This is a genomic window from Salinivibrio sp. AR640, assembly GCF_001995405.1.
GTDB classification, from domain to species: domain Bacteria; phylum Pseudomonadota; class Gammaproteobacteria; order Enterobacterales; family Vibrionaceae; genus Salinivibrio; species Salinivibrio costicola.
This window is the reverse complement of sequence record NZ_MUFD01000001.1, coordinates 272692-293516: the sequence shown is the minus strand read 5'-3', so window position 1 is coordinate 293516 and position 20825 is coordinate 272692. Positions and strand designations below refer to the sequence as shown.

The window sequence follows — 20825 nt, the reverse complement described above, 5'->3', positions numbered from 1 at the left end:
TCCTCGCTTTCGGCGCCGGTCACCCGACGCCGTTGAATTGATGAACGCGTTATGGCGTGTATACACCAACACCAAGCTCGTTTTCGTTGCGCGTCTTCGCCATGATTTCGGTTGGCGAGACGGCGACACGCAAGTCCATATCTTTTTCGGTACGAACCAGCTCACCGCGGAGCGAGTTTGGCATCACTTCAGTAATTTTTACGTCAACAAATTGGCCAATCAAATCGACAGAGCCTTCAAAGTTGACCACTCGGTTATTCTCAGTACGGCCGCGCAGCTCCATAAGATTCTTACGCGATGGCCCTTCGACTAAGATACGTTGTTCGGTTTCTAGCATCATACGTGAATAGCGCATCGCTTGGCTGTTCACTTGCTGCTGCAAACGGTACAGGCGTTCTTTTTTCACTTGCTCTGGTGTGTCGTCAGGCATATCTGCCGCTGGCGTCCCTGGGCGAGGTGAATACACAAAGCTGAAGCTCATATCAAAGTCGATATCGGTAATCAGCTTCATGGTCGCTTCAAAGTCTTGCTCGGTTTCTCCCGGGAAGCCGACGATAAAGTCTGAGCTGATGGTGATATCGGGACGTGCCTGACGCAACTTACGGATCTTGGATTTGTACTCAATCGCCGTGTGTGGGCGTTTCATCATGGTCAAGATTCGATCAGAGCCACTTTGTACCGGCAAGTGCAAAAAGCTCACCACTTCTGGCGTATCACGATACACCTCAATGATATCATCGGTAAACTCAACCGGGTGACTGGTGGTGTAGCGAATGCGATCAATACCATCGATAGCGGCGACATAGCGCAGTAAGTCAGCAAAGGTACAGATGTCGCCATCATGGGTCTCACCGCGATAGGCATTCACATTCTGGCCTAGCAGGTTTACCTCACGCACACCTTGCTCGGCAAGCTGGGCAATTTCGAACAGCACATCGTCGAGCGGACGGCTCACTTCTTCGCCGCGCGTATACGGCACAACACAGAACGTACAGTATTTCGAGCAGCCTTCCATAATGGAGACAAACGCTGTCGCGCCATCGGCACGCGGCTCAGGCAGACTGTCAAACTTCTCAATTTCTGGGAAGGTAATGTCCATCACTGTGCCACTGTCGCCACGTGATTGTTTTATCATTTCAGGCAGGCGATGTAGCGTTTGGGGGCCAAAAATGACGTCCACATAAGGCGCACGCTCGCGGATGTGATCGCCTTCTTGGGTTGCCACACAACCACCAACGCCGATCACCAGCTCTGGATTCTTGTCTTTGAGTGTTTTCCAACGCCCCAGTTGGTGGAATACCTTTTCTTGTGCTTTTTCACGAATTGAACAGGTATTGAGGAGGAGAACATCTGCGTCTTCTGGTTGTTCGGTCAGCTCATAGCCACCGGCAGAATTTAGCAGATCTGCCATCTTGGATGAGTCATACTCATTCATTTGGCAACCCCAGGTTTTGATCAGCAGTTTCTTAGCCATGTAACTTCACGCTCATTATTAATCTTATGGTCGACATTACCCTTTCAAGCTGTATGGTTTTTAATCAGTCAATCAGCTTGGCAAGCCGCGTATTGTACTGCTTTCCTATATCGCTGACCAGATCACAGGCTGGGAGAAATGGTGTCAATCTGGTTAAGTGATTGAGCCGACGCCGCAAAACGAGATCGGAAAAGCGAATTTGCCCCCACTTTGATCGGATTGATATCGAATTCTCGTTTACCTTCAGTAGAATGCTGGCATTAACGGGACAAAGAGACAGTCATGAATCAATTTGAAATTATTATTGTCGGCGGTGGCATGGTCGGTGCCGCTGCCGCATTAGGACTTGCCCGCCAAGGTCGGCAGGTGGCATTGATAGAACGCCAAGAACCGGATCCTTTCCATGCGTCACAACCGATGGATTTACGAGTGTCTGCGATATCTCATGCGTCTGTCAGTTTGCTTCAAGACTTAGGCGCATGGGCCGACATTGAAGCCATGCGAGTCTGTCCCTATCGACGATTAGAAACCTGGGAAGCAGAAGACAGCCGTGTGTGTTTCAGTGCCGACCAACTCGAATTACCACAGTTAGGATATATGGTCGAGAACCGCTTGATTCAACTCGGCTTGTGGCAACAGTTTGCTCGTTTTGACAATTTGCACCTTGTCTCACCGGCCTCGATCACGGGTATGGCGCAGGCGGGCGGTCTGCATCAACTCCAATTAGACAGTGGCGAAACACTAGAAGCGCCCTGGTTGATTGGTGCCGACGGTGCCCACTCGAAAGTGCGAGATTACGCGCAAATCGGTCTTACCAGCTGGGATTATCGTCAGCATTGCATGTTAATTCATGTCGAAACGGCCGCGCCCCAACAAGATATTACCTGGCAGCAATTCTTTCCCTCTGGGCCGCGGTCATTACTGCCATTGTGCGGCAACAATGCCTCATTAGTGTGGTATGACAGCCCGGCTCGAGTTCAACAGTTGTGTCAGCTCAATGCTGAGCAGCTTAAAGCCGAGATAGTGCGCCATTTCCCACCACAAGTGGGTGATGTCACCCCCATCAACTGGGGCGCGTTTCCGCTAACGCGTCGTCATGCCCAGCAATACCATCGTAACGGCGTAGTAGTCATGGGAGATGCCGCCCACACCATTAACCCGCTCGCGGGGCAAGGGGTGAACTTAGGCTTCAAAGACGTGAGCGCGTTGCTGGATGCCTGTGCCGATGCAGGCGCACTATGGCAAGCAGAGTCAACGTTAGCGGCGTACGAAAAAGCACGCCGTACGGATAACATGATGATGCAAACCGGGATGGATGTGTTTTATGCCGCGTTTAGTAACCGAATCACGCCTTTAAAACTGGCACGTAATGCGGTGTTTAAACTGGCTGAACACAGCGGCCCGGTGAAAAAACATGTATTGAAGTATGCGTTAGGCTTGTAGATAAACGCAAAAAAGCCCACATGATGTGGGCTTTTTAATATGGCTGGGGTACCAGGATTCGAACCTGGGAATGACGAGATCAAAACCCGTTGCCTTACCTCTTGGCGATACCCCAGTAGGTGTTACCTAACCCGGCCATTTAAACATCATGCCGAATTATAAAATTAATGGTGGCTACGACGGGATTCGAACCTGTGACCCCATCATTATGAGTGATGTGCTCTAACCAACTGAGCTACGTAGCCACTCTGTCAGGCATAGTGCCTTAAGACGCTGCGAATTATGCGGATCTGAGCGAAAGTCGTCAAGGTCTCGTTATTGTTTTTTTTGCGATTTTGTATTCATTGGCTGCAATAATCGCCATTTTGAACAATTTAACGGCAAAGCCTACCGAGTAGGTGGCGGAGAACGTTGAATGATGAGAATAAAAAAACCAGCCCGGAGGCTGGTCTAAATATCAATAGGATGGGGTCTCGACAACGCACCCTAAAGCATAACGTATGTGCGTATTAAACGTTGAAACGGAAGTGAATCACATCGCCATCTTTAACGATATATTCTTTCCCTTCCAAGCGCCATTTACCGGCATCTTTGGCGCCGTTTTCACCATTGTTAGCGATATAATCATCATAGCCAACCACTTCGGCGCGGATAAAGCCTTTTTCAAAGTCGGTGTGGATTTTACCCGCCGCTTGTGGCGCGGTTGAGCCAATCGGCACCGTCCAAGCACGTACTTCTTTTACGCCTGCAGTAAAATAGGTGTGCAGAGTGAGTAGCTCGTAACCGGCGCGAATCACGCGGTTTAGGCCTGGCTCTTCTAGCCCCATTTCATCCAAGAAAGCCGCCGCTTCTTCGGCATCTAGCTCGGCAATCTCGCCTTCGATCTCCGCACACACGGCCACCACGGTTGCGTCTTCTTGGGCGGCAATCTCTCGCACTTTGTCGAGGTATGGGTTGTTTTCAAAACCATCATCATTAACGTTGGCAATGTACATGGTCGGCTTAAGCGTCAAAAAGTTAAGATATTGTACTGCTGCGGCTTCTTCTTTGCTCAGTTCGACCGAGCGCAACATCTTGCCTTCTTCTAGGACAGGGAGCAGTTTTTCAAGCACGGTGAGCTCAAATTTGGCATCTTTATCGCCACCTTTGGCTTTTTTGGCGTTGCGCTGCATCGCACGCTCACAGCTTTCAAGATCAGCCAGCGCAAGCTCGGTGTTAATCACGTCGATATCATCAGCCGGATCCACTTTACCAGCCACGTGAACGATATTGTCATTCTCAAAACAACGTACTACATGACCAATCGCATCGGTTTCACGGATGTTCGCTAGGAACTTGTTCCCTAAACCTTCACCGCGCGATGCGCCGGCAACTAAGCCGGCGATGTCAACGAACTCCATCGTGGTGGGGAGCACTTTCTGTGGATTGACAATTTTCGCCAGCGCATCCAAGCGTAGATCAGGAACAGGGACCACGCCCGTATTGGGTTCAATCGTACAAAATGGAAAGTTAGCCGCATCAATGCCGGCCTTGGTCAGTGCATTAAACAGAGTGGATTTGCCTACGTTTGGTAGACCCACGATGCCACATTTAAAACCCATGAGATGGTAACCCTTTAATCAAAATTACTGTGCTTTGAAGGTATGTAGACGATTTTGCGCCTTGGCGAGATCATCTTTGAGCAGGATCTCGAGGCTGCGTACTGCCTCGTCAGTGGCCTGCTCTAGCAGGCTCTGCTCATTAGCGGGGGCTTTGGTAAGCACGTATCCCGCTACCTTATCCTTGTGACCCGGATGACCGATGCCTATCCGAAGCCGATAAAACGATTTGTCATTTGCAAGTTTGCTAATGGTATCACGCAGGCCATTATGGCCACCGTGTCCACCACCTTGCTTAAACTTGGCCACACCGGGTGGTAAGTCTAGCTCGTCATGCGCCACCATGATGGCGTCGACGGGAATATTGTAAAAGTTGGCCATGGCTTGCACCGCTTTACCCGACAAGTTCATGTACGTGGTCGGGATCAACACACGGAGATCGTGTCCATGTACATTGATACGGCCGGTTAAGCCGAAGAACTTTTTCTCTTCTTTTAGCGGCACGTTGTGAATACGTGCTAGCTCCTGAACGACCCAAGCACCGGCATTATGGCGCGTTTGGCTGTATTCAGGGCCTGGATTGGCCAATCCCACTAGTAAGCGGATTTGATTACTCACGACGTTTCTCGCTATCTATCTACTTATCGTAGCCGGTGAGCATCGAGCCCACGCAAAAAGGCGCCATATCCTACCATTGATATGACTAAAGGATCGAGTCAGCCATTCAAAATGGGCAATAAAAAAACACCCTGCACAAGGGCAGGGTGTTTCTTGTCGGTCTATGACAATGCGTTAAGAATTAAACATTGCAGAGATCGACTCTTCATTACTGATACGGCGAATCGCTTCTGCCAGCATGCCCGACAGTGTTAATTGAGACACACGCCCGGTTGCTTGAATTTCGGCGCTCAATGGTGTGGAGTCAGTGACCACAATTTCATCAATGACGGACTCAGCGATATTCTTCGCTGCATCCCCCGAGAATACCGGATGCGTTGCATAGGCGAATACACGCTTAGCGCCACGGTTCTTCAGGGCTTCGGCGGCTTTACACAGGGTGCCACCGGTATCAATCATGTCATCAACAATGATGCAGTCACGGCCTTCAACGTCGCCAATCAAGTGCATGACTTGCGACACGTTAGCACGCGGACGGCGCTTATCAATGATGGCAATGTCAGTGTCATCCAATAGTTTGGCCGTCGCACGCGCTCGCACAACCCCGCCAATATCAGGAGAAACGACCACTGGGTCTTCTAAATTTTTCGCCAGCATGTCTTCAAGCAGCACAGGGGTACCGAAGATATTATCAACAGGGACGTCGAAAAAGCCTTGAATTTGTTCTGCGTGGAGGTCCACAGTGAGTACGCGGTCAACGCCAACGTTAGAAAGGAAATCTGCAATAACTTTTGCGGTGATAGGAACACGGGAGGAGCGTACGCGGCGGTCTTGACGGGCATAACCAAAGTAGGGGATAACTGCGGTTATGCGGCCAGCCGACGCACGTCGGAACGCATCTATCATCACGACCAATTCCATTAAGTTGTCATTGGTCGGTGCACAGGTAGATTGGATGACGAACACGTCACTACCGCGCACGTTCTCGTTAATCTGAACACACACTTCACCGTCAGAAAAACGGCCAACAGTGGCGTCACCCAGTGACATGTAAAGACGGTTTGCGATACGTTGGGCGAGAACGGGTGTCGCGTTACCAGCGAACAGCTTCATATCAGGCACGGTGGAAACCTCGGGTTGCATCCATTTAATAGTCACTGGCTCACAGTGTGTTGCTGTCGTGCATCGAGTTGTTGTAGCGCATCGAGTAGGGGCGATCGGTTCAACCCTCGTGCAACAAACCCTGTCAGCCAGTTAGGCATAGTGTCGAGTGTGTTCTGGGCATCATGTGCGGTGTCAAACTCGGCAAACACGCACGCGCCTGTCCCAGTCATCCTAGACGGCGCATATTCTAGCAGCCACGAAACAGCCTTATCAACCTCGGGGAATTGTTTACGGGCTATCTTTTCGCAATCGTTTTCGTGTTTTTGTGTCATTAGCTCAGAAACTGTGCGCTTTGGCGTACTTCTTTGCAAGTCTGGATGAGTAAAAATTGCAGCGGTCGAAATAGACACGTCAGGCTTAACCACCAAGTAATATTTCTCATCAGGGCATACAGACGTCAATTTTTCGCCAACGCCTTCCGCCAACGCCGCATGACCGTGAATGAAAATAGGCACGTCAGCCCCCAAGCCTAGGCCAATGTTTGCCAGTGTAGTCTGGCTCACCTGGGTTTGCCATAAATGATTCAACGCCACCAAGGTCGTGGCTGCATCTGATGAGCCTCCGCCCAGCCCGCCGCCCATGGGCAAATGTTTTTCCAGATGAATATCTGCGCCTTGTGAGCATCCGGTATGATTTTGCAGCGCCTTGGCGGCTTTGATAATCAGATTGTCTTTCTCATCGACGCCGTCAATGGCGGGGCTAAGGTTGATCGTGCCGCTGTGATTAGGCGTAATAGCCAAGGTGTCGCCGTGATCTAAAAACTGAAACAAGGTTTGCAGTTCGTGATAACCATTGGCTTGGCGTCCATTGATATAAAGAAATAAGTTAAGTTTCGCTGGCGCTGGCCAGTAGGTTGTTTCAGTCATTATCGAGTGTCCAAGTAGAAATCATCAGTTTGATCGTTTGCTGGTCGTTACTGAGCGTGATTCGAGTTGGAAGCGCAGGCTGGGTCTCGGCGCTGTAGCCTTGATAATCGATATCCCAACCTTGTGTGTCGTCGAGGGCGGCCAAGCGGTTATCGGGGCCGAGTGAAAAGCGGTCTTGTGCGCGTGGTAGGCCAATCAACCAAGGGGCAAGCGCATCAACGGGTAAATGGGCGCCGGTCAAATAGGCGATCAAACGGGCTGGATTAGGGTCTTGGTATTGCTTGCCCTGATCATCAACCAAGGTCGCACCTTGCGCATTCATGGTTAGAGATAACAGGGTGGTTCCCAAAAAATTCGTTAGCCGCAGTGTCGATTCAGTCGGAGAATGGCGCCAGTAAAGGTTGGCAGAAAAGCGCGTATCTGGTGCGATAAAAGCCACCTTACCGCGTGCGGTATAACTGTCTATGGTCTCAAGCGATGCGCGATGCGTTTGCCATTCTGTGGTAGGAGCCGGCGCCGTTGCACAGCCAGAGAGCACCGCAAAGACGACCGTCAACATACTGATTCGTATACAAGAGAAACCAGCGCGTATACAAGGGAAGCCAGTGCGCATAAAAGAGAAACCAGCGCGTATACAAGAGAAAACAGTACGTATACAGGAGAACATGAAAGCGAGTATCCTTTTATAACGTCAACAGACAGTGATCAGCATTTGGCATTACTTTGCCATAAGCGCCGAGGTGAGAGAAGTCAGTTAGGCACTTAGCCGTGCGGGAGGAAAGAATGGGTATAGTTGTTGTTGGCCAGTCTGTCATCAATCTCGTGAGGCTTCACATTTCCGCACCACGAAAATACTGCGATACAATGTTCGCTTTAATTCACGGGGGGCATCAAGTAAAATCCCCCGCTCCAATCCTTACTGGTGCTGTCGGTAACAACGCTTCATGAGCCTGTTAGTTCTCGGAATCAATCACAAAACGGCCCCCGTCGAGCTGCGGGAAAAGGTCGCCTTTTCGCCGCAACAACTGGAGCAGGCGTTAGGGCAGCTTTCCGAGCATCCGCAGGTGCGCAGCTGTGTGATTGTCTCAACCTGCAATCGCACCGAAATCTACGCCGAGTTAAACCAACCTGGTGTCGGGGTCTTGGTTGAATGGCTCACACGCTTTCATCAACTCAGTGGCGAAAGTTTGATGGCAAGCATTTATTATCACGAGGAACAATCTGCGGTGAAGCATCTGATGCGTGTTGCCTGTGGGTTAGATTCTTTGGTGTTAGGTGAGCCGCAGATATTAGGTCAAGTTAAACAAGCGTACGCGAGTGCCAGTGATGCCGATATGATTTCCGGCTCGTTGGAAAAATTGTTCCACAAAACCTTTGCGGTGGCAAAACGGGTACGAACCGAGACCGAAATTGGTGGCAACGCGGTATCTGTTGCATTTGCGGCCTGTACGTTGGCCCGCCAGATTTTTGAATCCTTAGCGGACGTCACCACATTGTTGGTTGGCGCGGGAGAAACGATTGAACTGGTTGCGAGACATTTGCATGAGCATCAATGCAGCCAAATTATCTTTGCGAACCGTACGCAATCGCGCGCTCAATGTTTAGCTGAACAGTTTGATGCCAAAGTGATTGGCTTAGACGCGTTACCCGAGCAGCTTTGCCACGCCGATATCGTGATCAGTTCAACGGCGGCGCCCATGCCTTTGATTGAAAAAGCGATGGTTGAAAAAGCCTTGAAACAGCGACGCCACCAACCCATGCTGTTAATCGATATCGCGGTACCGCGAGACATCGATGAGAAAGTGGGCAACTTATCGGATGCTTATTTGTACAGTGTGGATGACTTACAATCCATCGTGGAGCACAATCGAGAACAACGAAAGTTGGCCGCGATCCAAGCAGAAGCCATTGTCACTGAAGAAAGCGCCGACTTTATGCGCTGGTTACGTTCACGCGAAGCGGTAGATAGCATCAAGCAATACCGGACACAGTCCGAACACATTAAACAGGCGGAGCTGGCGCAGAGTATTCAAGCCCTTGCCAATGGGGCTGACGCAGAAAGCGTATTACGCCAGCTTAGTAACCGCCTGACCAATAAACTGATCCACCCTCCTACACAAGCGATGCAGCAGGCTGCCCAAAATGGTGAGCCCGATAAACTGGCCGTGATGCGTACGTGCTTGGGGCTGGACAGCGACAACTAACGAAGAGATTTATGAAAGCATCAATATTAGCGAAGCTAGAATCGCTGGCGGAGCGCTACGAGGAAGTACAACACCTGCTCGGAACGCCTGAAATCATTAGTGAGCAGAACAAATTTCGTGCGCTGTCGAAAGAGTACGCGCAGCTGGAAGAAGTGATCAAATGTTTTACGGCGTTTAAGCAAGCCAAAGAAGACCTCGCGGCAGCGCAAGAAATGGCCAACGAAGATGATCCTGACATGCGCGAGATGGCGCAAGAAGAAGTCGCGCAAGCCGAGCAAAGCATTGTTGCGTTGACCGATCAGCTGCAAATCTTATTGTTGCCGAAAGACCCGAACGATGACCGTAACTGCTTTTTGGAAATCCGTGCTGGGGCCGGTGGCGACGAAGCCGGGATTTTTGCGGGTGACTTGTTCCGCATGTATAGCCGTTATGCCGAGCAACGCGGTTGGAAGCTGGAAATGATCAGTGCCAGTGGAGGAGAGCACGGCGGCTTTAAAGAAGTCATTGCACGTGTGGCTGGCGAAGGCGCCTACGGTGTGCTGAAATTTGAATCCGGCGGCCACCGTGTACAACGCGTACCTGCCACCGAGTCGCAAGGTCGCGTCCATACGTCAGCGTGTACCGTGGCGATTTTGCCTGAAGTGCCAGAAACGGAAGCCCCTGAAATTAATCCGGCCGACTTGAAAGTTGACACCTTCCGAGCCTCAGGAGCGGGCGGGCAGCACGTCAACACCACGGACTCTGCGATTCGCATTACTCACTTGCCGACCGGCACTGTGGTGGAATGCCAAGATGAGCGTTCACAACATAAAAACCGCGCCAAAGCCATGTCAGTACTGGCAGCACGTTTGATTAAAGCGGAAGAAGAAAAACGCGCCGCTGAGGAAGCCTCAACCCGTCGTAACCTGCTTGGCTCGGGCGATCGTTCCGATCGGATTCGGACTTATAACTATCCGCAAGGTCGCGTCTCCGATCATCGCATTAACTTAACCTTGTATCGTTTAGACGATGTGATGCAAGGGGATCTCGATAGCTTGGTGGATCCTGTGATTCAAGAGCATCAAGCGGATCAATTAGCGGCCTTGTCTGAGCATCCATAATGACAGTCACGATAGGCGCGTTGCTGGCCGATAGCACCACTGAGCTCACCGCATTATCCGGGGGCTCGGCGGGCATTGATGTTAAAGCTTTGCTCTGCCATGTGTTAGCGCAACCTACCAGCTATCTCTACACCTGGCCCGAGCGCAAACTCACCGCGGCACAACTGGCGCAATTTCGTCAGCTGTTTGCCCGCCGACTGCAAGGAGAGCCGATTGCATACATTCTCGGCTACCGTGACTTTTGGACCCTGAGACTGAATGTATCGCCAGCGACGTTGATCCCGCGTCCAGAAACCGAACTCTTGGTAGAGCAGGCGTTAGCGCTTCTGCCAGCGACCCCTTGTCGGGTGTTAGACTTAGGCACCGGCACGGGAGCGGTGGCATTAGCCATTGCCAGTGAGCGCCCCGATATCACCGTTGTGGGCGTTGATTTGATGCCGGAAGCAGTGATGTTGGCAAGCCGAAACGCGGATGCGCATCAAATTAACAACGTCCACTTTATTCAAAGTGACTGGTTTAAGGCGTTAAGCGATATGCATCGGTTTGATCTGATTGTCAGTAATCCGCCTTACATCGATGAGACGGATCCGCATCTGCAACAAGGGGATGTTCGTTTTGAGCCCATGAGTGCGCTGGTGGCTGAAGACAGTGGGTTGGCAGATATTCGTTATATTGGTCAATCCGCCCCCGATTACTTAGCCGCCTCTGGCTGGTTGATGGTCGAACACGGCTACAACCAGGGAGAAGCGGTGCGTCGTGTATGGAAAGAAGCGGGTTGGCACAATCTCCAAACCCAACAAGATTACGCTGGGCTCGATAGAATCACCTTGGCACAGCGACGTTAATTGAGACTGACAGGAAGCAGGAATCATTATGATCTACATGGCCCTCAAGCACACCCACTTACTGACCGTGGTATTAAGCCTCTCTTTATTCGTGATCCGTTTCGTCTGGGTGATGCGTGATAGCGAGATGATGAACAAAAAATGGGTCAAGGTCACGCCGCACGTGGTCGACACCTTGTTATTGACCACCGGTGTCGCATTGATTTTTGTCACCGGTTTTATACCGTTTACAGAGTCTGGTGCGTGGTTAACCGAAAAGCTGACCTGTGTACTGGCTTACATTGCATTAGGCTTTGTTGCTTTACACTACAGCCGCGGCAAACTGTTCCGGACACTGGCGTTTTTTGGTGCATTAGGGTGGGCCTATGCCGCCGCTAACTTAGCACTGATTAAAGTTCCACACCTCATGGGATAAATATGATGCCATTAACCGATCAACAATTAGATTCGCTAACACTGGCAGAAGGGGCTATCAGCCTCAACCATGCCATTGACGCGTCGATCGACGCTCATCAAGTGAAGGCCTCTCTCGATCGTCTCGCGGATGAAGCGGAGCATCAGCTCGGCGCCGAGCCCGATATGGCGCTGCGTCTTGAGGGATTATGCCGTCTTTTTTATCACCAATGGCAGTTTAAAGGCGATATCGAACAGTACTTTTCTTCCGATAATGTCTTTTTGGATAAAGTCTTAGCGCGTAAAACCGGGATCCCCGCTTCACTGGGGGCAGTGTTTTTATACCTCTGTGAGCGCTTATCTTTACCCGTTCAACCCATCGCTTTTCCCAGTCAATTAGTGTTGAGAATTGATCAACTGGATAACGCTCCTGTGTTTATTAACCCCTTCAATGGCGAACGTGTGAGCCAACGTACTTTACGCGGCTGGTTAAAAGGGAGCCAAGGGCCGCTGGCGGAGCTTGAAGATTCACACTTATTGCCGAGCGACAATCCAACCATTATTGGTCGTTGGCTGACGGTGGCCAAAAGTGCTTTATTACGCGAAGAAAAGTACGCCCTGGCACTGCGTTGTAGTGAGCTTGCGTTGACCTTTAGCCCAGACGATCCTTACGAAATTCGTGATCGTGGCTATATTTTTCAGCAGTTGGATTGCGATCGCGTAGCGGCGACCGACTATGAATATTTTATTGAGCAGTGTCCGGACGATCCGGCCGCTGAGCTGTTAAAAATGCAAGTGAAAGCGCTTAACGAAGAGCAACCGACGTTACATTAATGCGTGTTAACGCATGATAAAGGATACCCCTATGACGCAAAAAACCGTCCATATTGGCGATACACCTGTTGCGAATGATCGCCCGTTCACCTTGTTTGCTGGCATGAATGTGCTGGAGTCACGTGATTTAGCGATGCAAATTTGTGAGCATTACGTCAAAGTGACTGACAAACTTGGCATTCCTTACGTCTTTAAAGCGTCGTTTGATAAGGCGAATCGCTCATCGGTGCACTCTTATCGTGGCCCAGGGATGGAAGAAGGGTTAAAGATTTTTGAAGAGCTCAAGCGTACCTTTGGCGTCAAAGTGATCACCGATATTCATGAGCAATACCAAGCTGCGCCCGTGGCGGAAGTCGCCGACGTGATTCAGTTACCGGCGTTTTTGGCTCGCCAGACCGATTTGGTCGAAACCATGGCCAAAACTGATGCGGTGATTAACGTGAAAAAGCCTCAATTTATGAGCCCGGGGCAAGTGGGCAACATTGTTGATAAATTTGCTGAGTGCGGCAACGAGAAGGTGATTTTGTGTGAGCGTGGTAGCTGCCATGGTTACGATAACCTGGTCGTTGATATGCTGGGTTTTGATGTGATGAAAAAAGCCTCAAACGGTAGCCCAATTATTTTTGATGTGACCCATGCGCTCCAGTGTCGCGATCCGCAAGGCGCTGCATCCGGCGGCCGTCGTCAGCAAACCGTTGATTTAGCACGTGCAGGTCTAGGCACTAAAATTGCCGGCTTGTTTATCGAAGCGCACCCAGACCCAGACAATGCCCGTTGTGATGGCCCCTCAGCCCTGCCGCTGAATAAACTCGAGCCTTTCCTCGCGCAAATGAAAGCCCTGGATGATGTGATCAAAAGCTTTGCAGATATCGATATTCGCTAATTGGCGAATGACCGAGACCCAGAAAGCTGCCTATTGGCAGCTTTTTTTATTCGCGGCTTGCGATCACGCCTTCACGGCGAGCGGTCGCCTATTAGTCGATACGTGTAGCACTTACACCTTGTTGCATGTCTTCATTTAGGCGCGTCACTAAATAGTCAATTAGAGTGCGGAGTCGTTTGGGCATCAAGGTACGATTAGCATACACCAAGCTAATGGGGACAGTGGGCATTTGGCAGTCAGTGAATAATTGCATCAAGCTGCCTGATTCAAAGTGGGGACGACACAAAAACGTGGGTAAAACTGCAATGCCTAAACCATCAAGGCAGGCCTGTAACGAGGCAGTAATGGTGTTAACCCGCAGTCGATAGGGCAGATCGATGTTAAAAACGTCTCCTTCTTCGTCATGCAACTCCCAAGACAGCAGCTTGACTGCTTGGTTATACACTTTGACTTGGCGGTGTGGTGGACGAAGATCTGAGGGAGCCGTGACAGTGCCTGTTTCAGCCAAATAAGCCGGACTGGCTGCCACAACTCGAGTCGCATTGGTCAGTAGCCGAGAAACGAGGTTTGAGTCTTTGCGTGTCCCCACTTGCGCGTAGAGATCAATGCCTTCACCAATAATGTCGACTTCACGGTTACTCATCTCAAGGTGCACGCGAATATGCGGATGCAGCTTGATGAATTCGTTGATGTACGGCCCCAATACCTGATGGCCGAGCTCTACGGGCATCACCACATTCAAATCCCCTTGGATCAATTCTTGGTGAGCGGTGATTTCAACTTCCGCCTGCTCCATGATGTCTTTCGCCAACAGGCACGATTGGTAAAAGCGCTCGCCCTCCGCGGTCAGCTTTAAGCTGCGCGTGGAGCGCGTGATCAAACGCACACCTAGATTGCGCTCAAGATCAGAGACTTTTCGACTGACCGTCGATTTTGTCATTCCCAGTGCCTCAGCCGCTTGCGTGAAACTGCCTAATTCCACCACTTTCACCAAGATAGCGAGCGCATTGAAGTCCAACATCCTTCCTCTAATTAAGTTTATTTTTGCAACAGTGTTTTTGATTATAGCGCGATTATTAATTAATACGATTGGTTTACAATTCGAAATACTTTGCTTGGTATTGATTTAACTAACATTAGTGAGACCTCATGACAGCCTCAACCGCTTCGAAACGCATTAAAGCGCCGCTATTGGCGACCTTGATATTCCTCGTGATTGGTGTGCTTGGCGCCGGGTACTGGTGGATGGAGGGGCAGTACCATGTCTCGACCGATAACGCCTACCTAAAAGGGGATATCGTCACCATCAGTCCCAAAGTCGCTGGCTATATCGTTGCCCGATATGTCGACGATAACCAATTTGTAAAAGCCGGGACCTTACTGGCCGAAATTGACGATCGCGATTATCGCACCGCGGTCTCACAAGCTAAAGCAGCACTCGCCTCGGCAAGCGCTAGTGTCGAGCATCTGCACGCACAACAAACCTTGCAGAACAGTAAGATCCGTCAAGCCGCGAGTCAGATGGCATCCGCGCAAGCCGAGTACGATCGTGCCAAGCAGCAAGTGGCCCGTACCCAGCGTTTAATCGCGCAACATTATTCCTCTGAAGATGAACTGGATGCCCAACTTGCGCAGCAAAGAGTACGACTCGCCCAGTTGGAACAAGCTAAAGCCGCGCATCATGCCGCCAGTGACCAATTAGCTGTATTAGCCAGTGAGCTGAAACAAGCCCAAGCTGCGATTGATGATGCCACCGCTAAGCTGACACAAGCGCAGCTTAACTTGGATGACACCCGCCTTTATGCGCCTGTTGATGGGGTGATTGGTAAACGGAGTTTGCGCGTTGGCATGCTGGTTCAGCCGGGTATGCCGTTAGTCAGCTTGGTGCCTCAAGGGAAGGTGTGGGTTGAAGCGAATTTTAAAGAAACACAGATCGCGCATATCCAGCCGGGGCAATCGGTGGATATTGAAGTGGACGCGTTTCCCGGACAAGCACTACATGGCGTGATCGATAGCTTCTCGCCAGCCACGGGCGCACAGTTTGCGCTGCTGCCCCCTGAAAATGCCACGGGGAACTTTACGAAAATTGTTCAGCGGGTGCCGATTAAAGTCCGGATCCCTGATCAGCCACTTAAAGCCAAGTTATTGCCAGGGTTATCCGTGATTGCAACGGTAGATACACGAGGCTGAAGATGACCGCGACTACCTTAACGGCTGATGCCTACAGCGAGCAGGTGCCGCTCAAAAACTGGATTGCTCTCTTGGGTGGGTTGATTGGGGCCTTTATGGCCATTCTCGACATTCAAATCACCAATGCATCGCTAAAAGATATTCAAGGGGCGCTGTCGGCGACCTTGGACGAAAGCTCGTGGATCTCGACGTCCTATCTGGTGGCAGAGATGATTGCGATCCCGCTCAGTGGTTGGTTGTCGCGGGCGCTGGGCGTACGGCGCTATCTGACATGGACTACTGCGGTGTTTACGCTTTCGTCTTTTTTATGCTCACTGTCTTGGAATATGAGCGCGATGATCGTGTTTCGAGCGATGCAAGGCTTTAGCGGTGGCGCGCTGATCCCATTGGCTTTCTCGCTGGTGGTGCAACTGTTACCCGCCAACAAACAGGCGATTGGTATGGCGATGTTCGGTGTCACGGCGACGTTTGCGCCTGCCATTGGACCGACCTTTGGTGGCTGGCTGACGGAAAATCTGTCGTGGCACTATATTTTCTACATCAATATTCCACCAGCAATGCTGGTGATAGCCATGATCCGCTACGGACTTGAGGATACGCCGTTATCATTGTCATTGCTGAAAAAGGCCGATTGGGTCGGAATTGCCACTATGGCGTTAGGTCTCGGCTGCTTAGAAGTGGTTCTTGAAGAGGGCAATCGTGAAGATTGGTTTGGCTCGTCATTTATTATCACGCTCAGTGCGATTTCCGTGGTGAACATTGTCTACTTTGTGATTAACGAGCTGCAGCACCCCCGTCCACTGGTGAACTTGCGGCTACTGAAAGACAAGCAATTTGCCTTATCCTGCTTTGCCTATTTAATTTTGGGTATGGCCTTACTGGGCTCGATTTACGTGTTGCCGTTGTATCTCACCCAGATCCAACACTACAACGCGATGCAAATTGGCCAAGTACTGATGTGGATGGGGTTGCCTCAGTTGTTCCTCTTTCCGCTCGTGCCTAAGTTAATGCGCGTGTTTCGCCCAACCCACATGGTGACATTTGGCTTTGTAATGTTTGGGCTAAGTTGTTACGTCAACACACACATGACCGTCGATTTTGGTGGTCAGCAGCTGGTTTTATCCATGATCCTGCGTGCCATTGGTAGTCCATTTATTATGGTGCCTTTGTCGATAGTGGCACTGAAGCATATCCAGCGTGATGACACGCCAGATGCCTCCTCACTCACCAATGTGATGCGTAATTTGGGCGGTGCGTTTAGCATTGCCATGATAGCGACCTTGCTAGATAACCAAACACGCTTGCACTTGGCGAACATCAAAGCCACCTTGTCCACAGTGAGCGAGCAAGGTTGGCAGCGTTTGCACCAACAAACAGATTGGTTTATCGCCACAGGCAGTGATGCCACCACCGCGTTGCATCAAGCACAAGCCAGCGTGCTGAATGTGATGCAACGTGACGCCGCCATCATGGCGTACAACGATGCCTTTATGGTGATGACCGGCTTCTTAGCATTGGCAGCCGTGGTGATCCTCTCGCTCGAAGACTAACCCCCGCTCGATAGTCACAACGCAAAATGGGAGCGGTGTACCGCCGCTTCCTTCGCTATCCTTCCTGATAAGTCCAAGTAGCTCGACCGACAAACAGCGTTGTCCGATGTATTCGGCTATTGTCGCTGTCTTTTCGTCTGCCACAGTGTCACTTGTTTGGGTTCGCCTTGCTGGCAAGATCAGCTTTGGTTGCGAAACACTGTCTAGCAGTGAGTACGAGCCGTTAAGGTTTTTAGATGTTTAGACGTCTATTTGTTGACTGGACGGCTAGAGGGCTGTAATCTTGTTGACAGTTTTATAAGAGGTATAACAAAACTGCCATGACAACATCAGCAAACACCACACCGAAGCCTTCTGCGCTTGCACTGCTTCCCCTGATTTTATTTTTAATCCTTTTTATTGGATCGGGCGTGTATTTTACCTTAGAAGGTGTCGACTACGCCTTTTATCAATTGCCTGCACACGTCGCGATTTTACCCGCGGTAATCTTGGCCATTGGCCTAAGCCGCGAGCGCCTGAATACGGCCATTGAGCAGCTCATTCGTGGCATGGGACATGGTGATATTATTGCCATGTGTTTAATCTATTTGCTGGCTGGTGCGTTTTCTTCGGTGGCGGATGCAACCGGGGGCGTGGAAGCCACGGTCAATCTTGGTTTAGCGCTGATCCCCGAAAGCCTTATTCTGCCGGGCTTGTTTGTGATGGCGGCGTTTATTTCCACTGCAATGGGCACCTCGATGGGCACCATTGCGGCGCTTGCGCCTTTTGCATTGAACATGGCCACTGCAACCGGTCAATCGCCCGCTGTCATGGCAGGTGTATTGCTGAGCGGCGCGATGTTTGGCGATAACTTATCGTTTATCTCTGATACCACAATCGCGGCCACGCGCTCACAAGGCTGTAGCATGCGTGACAAGTTTAAAGAGAACGTTGGCATTGCCATTCCTGCTGCCATCGCTGCGATCATTCTGTTTGTATTTAATAATCAAAGTGCGCCAGTTGAAGCGCCTGAGAGCATTAACTACTTGGCGGTTATCCCTTACCTTTCGATCATCGTATTGGCACTGGCGGGACTAAATGTGTTTGTTGTCCTGACTTCAGGTATTTTGCTGGCGATGGGTGTGGGTCTGATGAGCACGCCTGACTTTACCTTGATGACGTTTAGCCAAGAGGTCAAAGACGGCTTTGCCAGCATGCAAGAAATCTTCGTACTCTCGTTAATGATTGGTGGTATTGCTGAATTGATGCGTTGCCAAGGTGGATTAAGCTTTTTGACCAACACAGTCAATAAAGTGATTGTCCGCTTTCAGAAAAACCAAGGTCAGCATCACTCTCGTGCGAGCGAGTTTGGCATCGCCTTGTTAGTGTCTTTCGCTAACTTGTGTACGGCCAATAATACCGTGGCCATTGTTGTATCGGGCCAAGTGGCTAAAAATATAGCAACTGAGCATTCCGTACCGGCTAAGCGAAGTGCAAGCTTGTTGGATATCTTTTCATGTGTCGTGCAGGGCATGATTCCTTATGGCGCACAAATTCTGTTACTCGGTGCAAGCTTTGGGCTATCTCCTTTAGTGATTGTCAGCCATTCTTACTACTGTTTCTTTTTAGCCGCTTCTGCCTTAATTGCTGTCAGTAGTCGTCATTGGTGGCAAGCGCGCCGCGCGTAACCGTCACTTGATAAAACCACGGTGCTGGCTTTGCCTGTCTCATTAGCTAAGCAAAGGCTGCACCGTTTTTTAATGGATTAGAGTCTTGGCTCTAGAAATTTTGCCCCGATCACCAAAGTCAGTAATTTTGGATATCGTATAGTGATCATCGCAACAAAAATATGAAATGGCTCAGCGCTATAGCAACAATTCTTTTAGACTAGATAGCGTTTTCTAACCACCGACAATGATGTCGATGGTGGTTTATCCCTCGCTAAAAAGGTCTATGATCATGAAGGAACGTCTTTGTTTAAAGGCAGCGGTTAGTGCTGCGTTAATTGCATCATTGGCAGGGTGTGCCAACTCAGGCTCTGAGACACCAGAGCAAGGTTGGGCGCCAGATACCACTTATAAACTCACCATTCTTCATACCAACGACAATCACGGTCGTTTCTGGCACAACCGCTATGGCGAATACGGCATGGCCGCGCGCAAAACGCTGATCGATGAGCTGCGTACAGAAGCACAAGCAGAAGGCAGTGAAGTGCTACTGCTCTCAGGCGGTGACATCAATACCGGTGTCCCAGAGTCTGATCTACTCCACGCGGAGCCGGATTTTAAAGGGATGACGCGCATCGGTTACGACGCCATGGCGATTGGTAACCACGAGTTTGATAACCCATTGAGCGTGCTCGAGCAGCAAATGCAGTGGACCGATTTTCCAATGCTGTCTGCCAACATTTACGATAAAGAAACGGGCGAGCGTAAATTTCAGGCCTACGAGATGTTTGAGCGCAATGGCTTAAAAATTGCGGTTGTCGGTCTGACCACAGAAGATACCGCGAAAATTGGTAACCCTGAGTACATTGGCTCGCTTGATTTCCGTGATCCGAAAGCAGAAGCGAAAAAAGTGATCGCCAAGCTCAAAGAAACCGAAAAGCCGGATATCATTATTGCGGCAACCCATATGGGCCACTATGCCGATGGCAAAAGCGGTGTAAACGCCCCGGGTGATGTGGCGTTGGCGCGCTATATGGATGATGGCGACCTTGACCTTATCATCGGCGGCCATTCACAAGAGCCGGTTTGTATGGAAGGACCGAACACGTATAACGAGAGTTTCGAGCCTGGTGATGCCTGTACGCCAGACCAGCAAAATGGCGCTTGGATCATGCAAGCCCATGAATGGGGTAAATACGTCGGTAAAGCCGAGTTTGAATTCCAGAATGGCGATTTAAATCTTGTCAGCTACGATCTTATTCCTGTGAACCTGAAAAAGAAAATCAAGGTTGATGGTGAGAGCCAGCGCGTCTTTATTCAAGATGAAATCGCAAAAGACCAAGCTTTGTATGACTTCTTGAAGCCATACCAAGACAAAGGCCAAGAGAAGCTCAACGTTAAGATTGCTGAGAGTAACGGCAAGCTAGAAGGCGATCGTGATGTGGTGCGCTTCCAGCAAACCAACCTAGGCCGCTTAATTGCTAAGTCGCATATGGAACGCGCTAACGCTGACTTTGCGGTGATGAATTCAGGCGGTGTGCGTGACTCGATAATCGCCGGTGATATCACTTACAAAGACGTGCTTAAAGTGCAGCCATTTGGCAACATGGTCACTTACACCGACATGAGCGGTAAAGAAGTGATGGATTACCTCAATGTGGTTGGCACCAAACCCGCAGACTCTGGCGCGTATGTCCAATTTGCCGGCGTTTCAATGGTGGTTGAAAACGGCAGCGTTCACGATGTGAAAATTGGCGGCGAACCGATTGATATGGAAAAAACCTATCGCTTTACCGTGCCAAGCTTTAATGCGGCCGGCGGTGACGGTTATCCAAAACTGACTAACCACCCAGGTAACGTCAACACAGGTTTTGTCGATGCGGAAGTGCTTAAAGACTACCTTGAAGCAAACAGCCCTATCGACGTCAACGATTATGCGCCACAAGGTGAGATTGTTTACCAATAAAACCGGATAAAATGGCGATAAAGATAAAGCGGCACCGATGCAGTGCCGCTT

Annotated in this window: 18 protein-coding genes and 2 tRNA genes; 11 read left to right on the top strand and 9 right to left on the bottom strand. The window is 50.4% G+C overall.

Annotated elements, in window-relative coordinates:
- Positions 1 to 49: 49 nt before the first annotated feature.
- Complete coding sequence (gene miaB, locus BZG75_RS01325; RefSeq protein ID WP_077461589.1) at positions 50 to 1474, bottom strand: tRNA (N6-isopentenyl adenosine(37)-C2)-methylthiotransferase MiaB; 1425 nt, start codon at positions 1472 to 1474, stop codon at positions 50 to 52.
- A gap of 282 nt (positions 1475 to 1756) precedes the next feature.
- Between miaB and BZG75_RS01320 the strand changes: the two genes are divergently transcribed.
- A complete protein-coding gene (locus BZG75_RS01320) occupies positions 1757 to 2917 on the top strand; it encodes a 2-octaprenyl-3-methyl-6-methoxy-1,4-benzoquinol hydroxylase (protein WP_077575930.1) in 1161 nt (386 codons plus the stop codon).
- Between the two features lie 40 nt (positions 2918 to 2957).
- Here BZG75_RS01320 and BZG75_RS01315 read toward each other — a convergent pair.
- The 7 genes from BZG75_RS01315 to lolB form a co-directional block, all read right to left on the bottom strand.
- Positions 2958 to 3032: transfer RNA gene (locus BZG75_RS01315), tRNA-Gln, on the bottom strand.
- Between the two features lie 53 nt (positions 3033 to 3085).
- A tRNA-Met gene (locus BZG75_RS01310) sits at positions 3086 to 3162 on the bottom strand.
- A gap of 264 nt (positions 3163 to 3426) precedes the next feature.
- Positions 3427 to 4518 (bottom strand): redox-regulated ATPase YchF, encoded by a 1092-nt coding sequence (ychF, locus tag BZG75_RS01305; protein ID WP_025744486.1) that lies wholly within the window; start codon positions 4516 to 4518, stop codon positions 3427 to 3429.
- A gap of 24 nt (positions 4519 to 4542) precedes the next feature.
- Positions 4543 to 5133, bottom strand: a complete 591-nt coding sequence (gene pth / locus BZG75_RS01300; RefSeq protein WP_077460058.1) for an aminoacyl-tRNA hydrolase — start codon at positions 5131 to 5133, stop codon at positions 4543 to 4545.
- Between the two features lie 174 nt (positions 5134 to 5307).
- On the bottom strand, positions 5308 to 6255 hold the full coding sequence (locus tag BZG75_RS01295) for a ribose-phosphate pyrophosphokinase (RefSeq protein WP_025673291.1): 948 nt from the start codon (positions 6253 to 6255) through the stop codon (positions 5308 to 5310).
- A 32-nt stretch (positions 6256 to 6287) separates the two neighbouring features.
- Complete coding sequence (ispE, locus tag BZG75_RS01290; RefSeq protein WP_217706528.1) at positions 6288 to 7163, bottom strand: 4-(cytidine 5'-diphospho)-2-C-methyl-D-erythritol kinase; 876 nt, start codon at positions 7161 to 7163, stop codon at positions 6288 to 6290.
- Positions 7156 to 7722, bottom strand: a complete 567-nt coding sequence (lolB, locus tag BZG75_RS01285) for a lipoprotein insertase outer membrane protein LolB (RefSeq protein ID WP_025744489.1) — start codon at positions 7720 to 7722, stop codon at positions 7156 to 7158. Before lolB ends, ispE begins: the two co-directional genes overlap by 8 nt.
- Before the next feature lie 385 nt (positions 7723 to 8107).
- Between lolB and hemA the strand changes: the two genes are divergently transcribed.
- Genes hemA through kdsA form a run of 6 tightly spaced genes read left to right on the top strand, consistent with a single transcriptional unit; the run spans position 8108 to position 13422 of the window.
- Positions 8108 to 9367 carry a glutamyl-tRNA reductase gene (gene hemA / locus BZG75_RS01280; protein ID WP_077460061.1) on the top strand — a complete coding sequence of 420 codons (1260 nt, stop codon included), beginning with the start codon at positions 8108 to 8110 and terminating at the stop codon, positions 9365 to 9367.
- Between the two features lie 11 nt (positions 9368 to 9378).
- Entirely contained in the window at positions 9379 to 10467 is a 1089-nt protein-coding gene (gene prfA, locus BZG75_RS01275; RefSeq protein ID WP_077575927.1) for a peptide chain release factor 1, read from the top strand.
- Positions 10467 to 11312, top strand: coding sequence for a peptide chain release factor N(5)-glutamine methyltransferase (gene prmC / locus BZG75_RS01270; RefSeq protein ID WP_077575926.1), 846 nt, complete (start codon positions 10467 to 10469; stop codon positions 11310 to 11312). Before prfA ends, prmC begins: the two co-directional genes overlap by 1 nt.
- A 31-nt stretch (positions 11313 to 11343) precedes the next feature.
- Positions 11344 to 11727 carry a SirB2 family protein gene (locus tag BZG75_RS01265; protein ID WP_025673295.1) on the top strand — a complete coding sequence of 128 codons (384 nt, stop codon included), beginning with the start codon at positions 11344 to 11346 and terminating at the stop codon, positions 11725 to 11727.
- 2 nt (positions 11728 to 11729) lie between these two features.
- The gene (locus BZG75_RS01260) at positions 11730 to 12539 is read left to right on the top strand and encodes a SirB1 family protein (RefSeq protein ID WP_025744492.1); all 810 of its coding nucleotides are present in this window, start codon (positions 11730 to 11732) and stop codon (positions 12537 to 12539) included.
- Positions 12540 to 12570: 31 nt separating this feature from the next.
- A complete protein-coding gene (gene kdsA / locus BZG75_RS01255) occupies positions 12571 to 13422 on the top strand; it encodes a 3-deoxy-8-phosphooctulonate synthase (protein ID WP_077575925.1) in 852 nt (283 codons plus the stop codon).
- A gap of 91 nt (positions 13423 to 13513) precedes the next feature.
- On the opposite strand, the gene BZG75_RS01250 is transcribed toward kdsA, so the two are convergent.
- Positions 13514 to 14440 carry a LysR family transcriptional regulator gene (locus BZG75_RS01250; RefSeq protein ID WP_077460235.1) on the bottom strand — a complete coding sequence of 309 codons (927 nt, stop codon included), beginning with the start codon at positions 14438 to 14440 and terminating at the stop codon, positions 13514 to 13516.
- A 131-nt stretch (positions 14441 to 14571) separates the two neighbouring features.
- Here BZG75_RS01250 and BZG75_RS01245 point away from each other — a divergent pair, with 131 nt between their 5' ends.
- The 4 genes from BZG75_RS01245 to ushA all read left to right on the top strand — a co-directional run bounded on the left by BZG75_RS01245 (position 14572) and on the right by ushA (position 20774).
- On the top strand, positions 14572 to 15612 hold the full coding sequence (locus BZG75_RS01245) for an HlyD family secretion protein (RefSeq protein ID WP_077575924.1): 1041 nt from the start codon (positions 14572 to 14574) through the stop codon (positions 15610 to 15612).
- 2 nt (positions 15613 to 15614) lie between these two features.
- Positions 15615 to 17162: a DHA2 family efflux MFS transporter permease subunit gene (locus BZG75_RS01240; protein ID WP_077460066.1), complete on the top strand. Its 1548-nt coding sequence runs from the start codon at positions 15615 to 15617 to the stop codon at positions 17160 to 17162.
- 320 nt (positions 17163 to 17482) lie between these two features.
- Positions 17483 to 18829 (top strand): Na+/H+ antiporter NhaC family protein, encoded by a 1347-nt coding sequence (locus tag BZG75_RS01235; RefSeq protein ID WP_077575923.1) that lies wholly within the window; start codon positions 17483 to 17485, stop codon positions 18827 to 18829.
- Positions 18830 to 19100: 271 nt separating this feature from the next.
- Positions 19101 to 20774, top strand: coding sequence for a bifunctional UDP-sugar hydrolase/5'-nucleotidase UshA (gene ushA, locus BZG75_RS01230; RefSeq protein ID WP_077575965.1), 1674 nt, complete (start codon positions 19101 to 19103; stop codon positions 20772 to 20774).
- Positions 20775 to 20825 lie beyond the last annotated feature (51 nt).

Excerpts from the sequence above, each read along its gene's own strand:
- miaB (WP_077461589.1), bottom strand. The coding sequence starts at position 1,474 with ATGGCTAAGAAACTGCTGATCAAAACCTGGGGTTGCCAAATGAATGAG.
- BZG75_RS01320 (WP_077575930.1), top strand. The coding sequence starts at position 1,757 with ATGAATCAATTTGAAATTATTATTGTCGGCGGTGGCATGGTCGGTGCC.
- ychF (WP_025744486.1), bottom strand. The coding sequence starts at position 4,518 with ATGGGTTTTAAATGTGGCATCGTGGGTCTACCAAACGTAGGCAAATCC.
- ispE (WP_217706528.1), bottom strand. The coding sequence starts at position 7,163 with ATGACTGAAACAACCTACTGGCCAGCGCCAGCGAAACTTAACTTATTT.
- lolB (WP_025744489.1), bottom strand. The coding sequence starts at position 7,722 with ATGTTGACGGTCGTCTTTGCGGTGCTCTCTGGCTGTGCAACGGCGCCG.
- hemA (WP_077460061.1), top strand. The coding sequence starts at position 8,108 with ATGAGCCTGTTAGTTCTCGGAATCAATCACAAAACGGCCCCCGTCGAG.
- prfA (WP_077575927.1), top strand. The coding sequence starts at position 9,379 with ATGAAAGCATCAATATTAGCGAAGCTAGAATCGCTGGCGGAGCGCTAC.
- prmC (WP_077575926.1), top strand. The coding sequence starts at position 10,467 with ATGACAGTCACGATAGGCGCGTTGCTGGCCGATAGCACCACTGAGCTC.
- BZG75_RS01260 (WP_025744492.1), top strand. The coding sequence starts at position 11,730 with ATGATGCCATTAACCGATCAACAATTAGATTCGCTAACACTGGCAGAA.
- kdsA (WP_077575925.1), top strand. The coding sequence starts at position 12,571 with ATGACGCAAAAAACCGTCCATATTGGCGATACACCTGTTGCGAATGAT.
- BZG75_RS01245 (WP_077575924.1), top strand. The coding sequence starts at position 14,572 with ATGACAGCCTCAACCGCTTCGAAACGCATTAAAGCGCCGCTATTGGCG.
- BZG75_RS01240 (WP_077460066.1), top strand. The coding sequence starts at position 15,615 with ATGACCGCGACTACCTTAACGGCTGATGCCTACAGCGAGCAGGTGCCG.
- BZG75_RS01235 (WP_077575923.1), top strand. The coding sequence starts at position 17,483 with ATGACAACATCAGCAAACACCACACCGAAGCCTTCTGCGCTTGCACTG.
- ushA (WP_077575965.1), top strand. The coding sequence starts at position 19,101 with ATGAAGGAACGTCTTTGTTTAAAGGCAGCGGTTAGTGCTGCGTTAATT.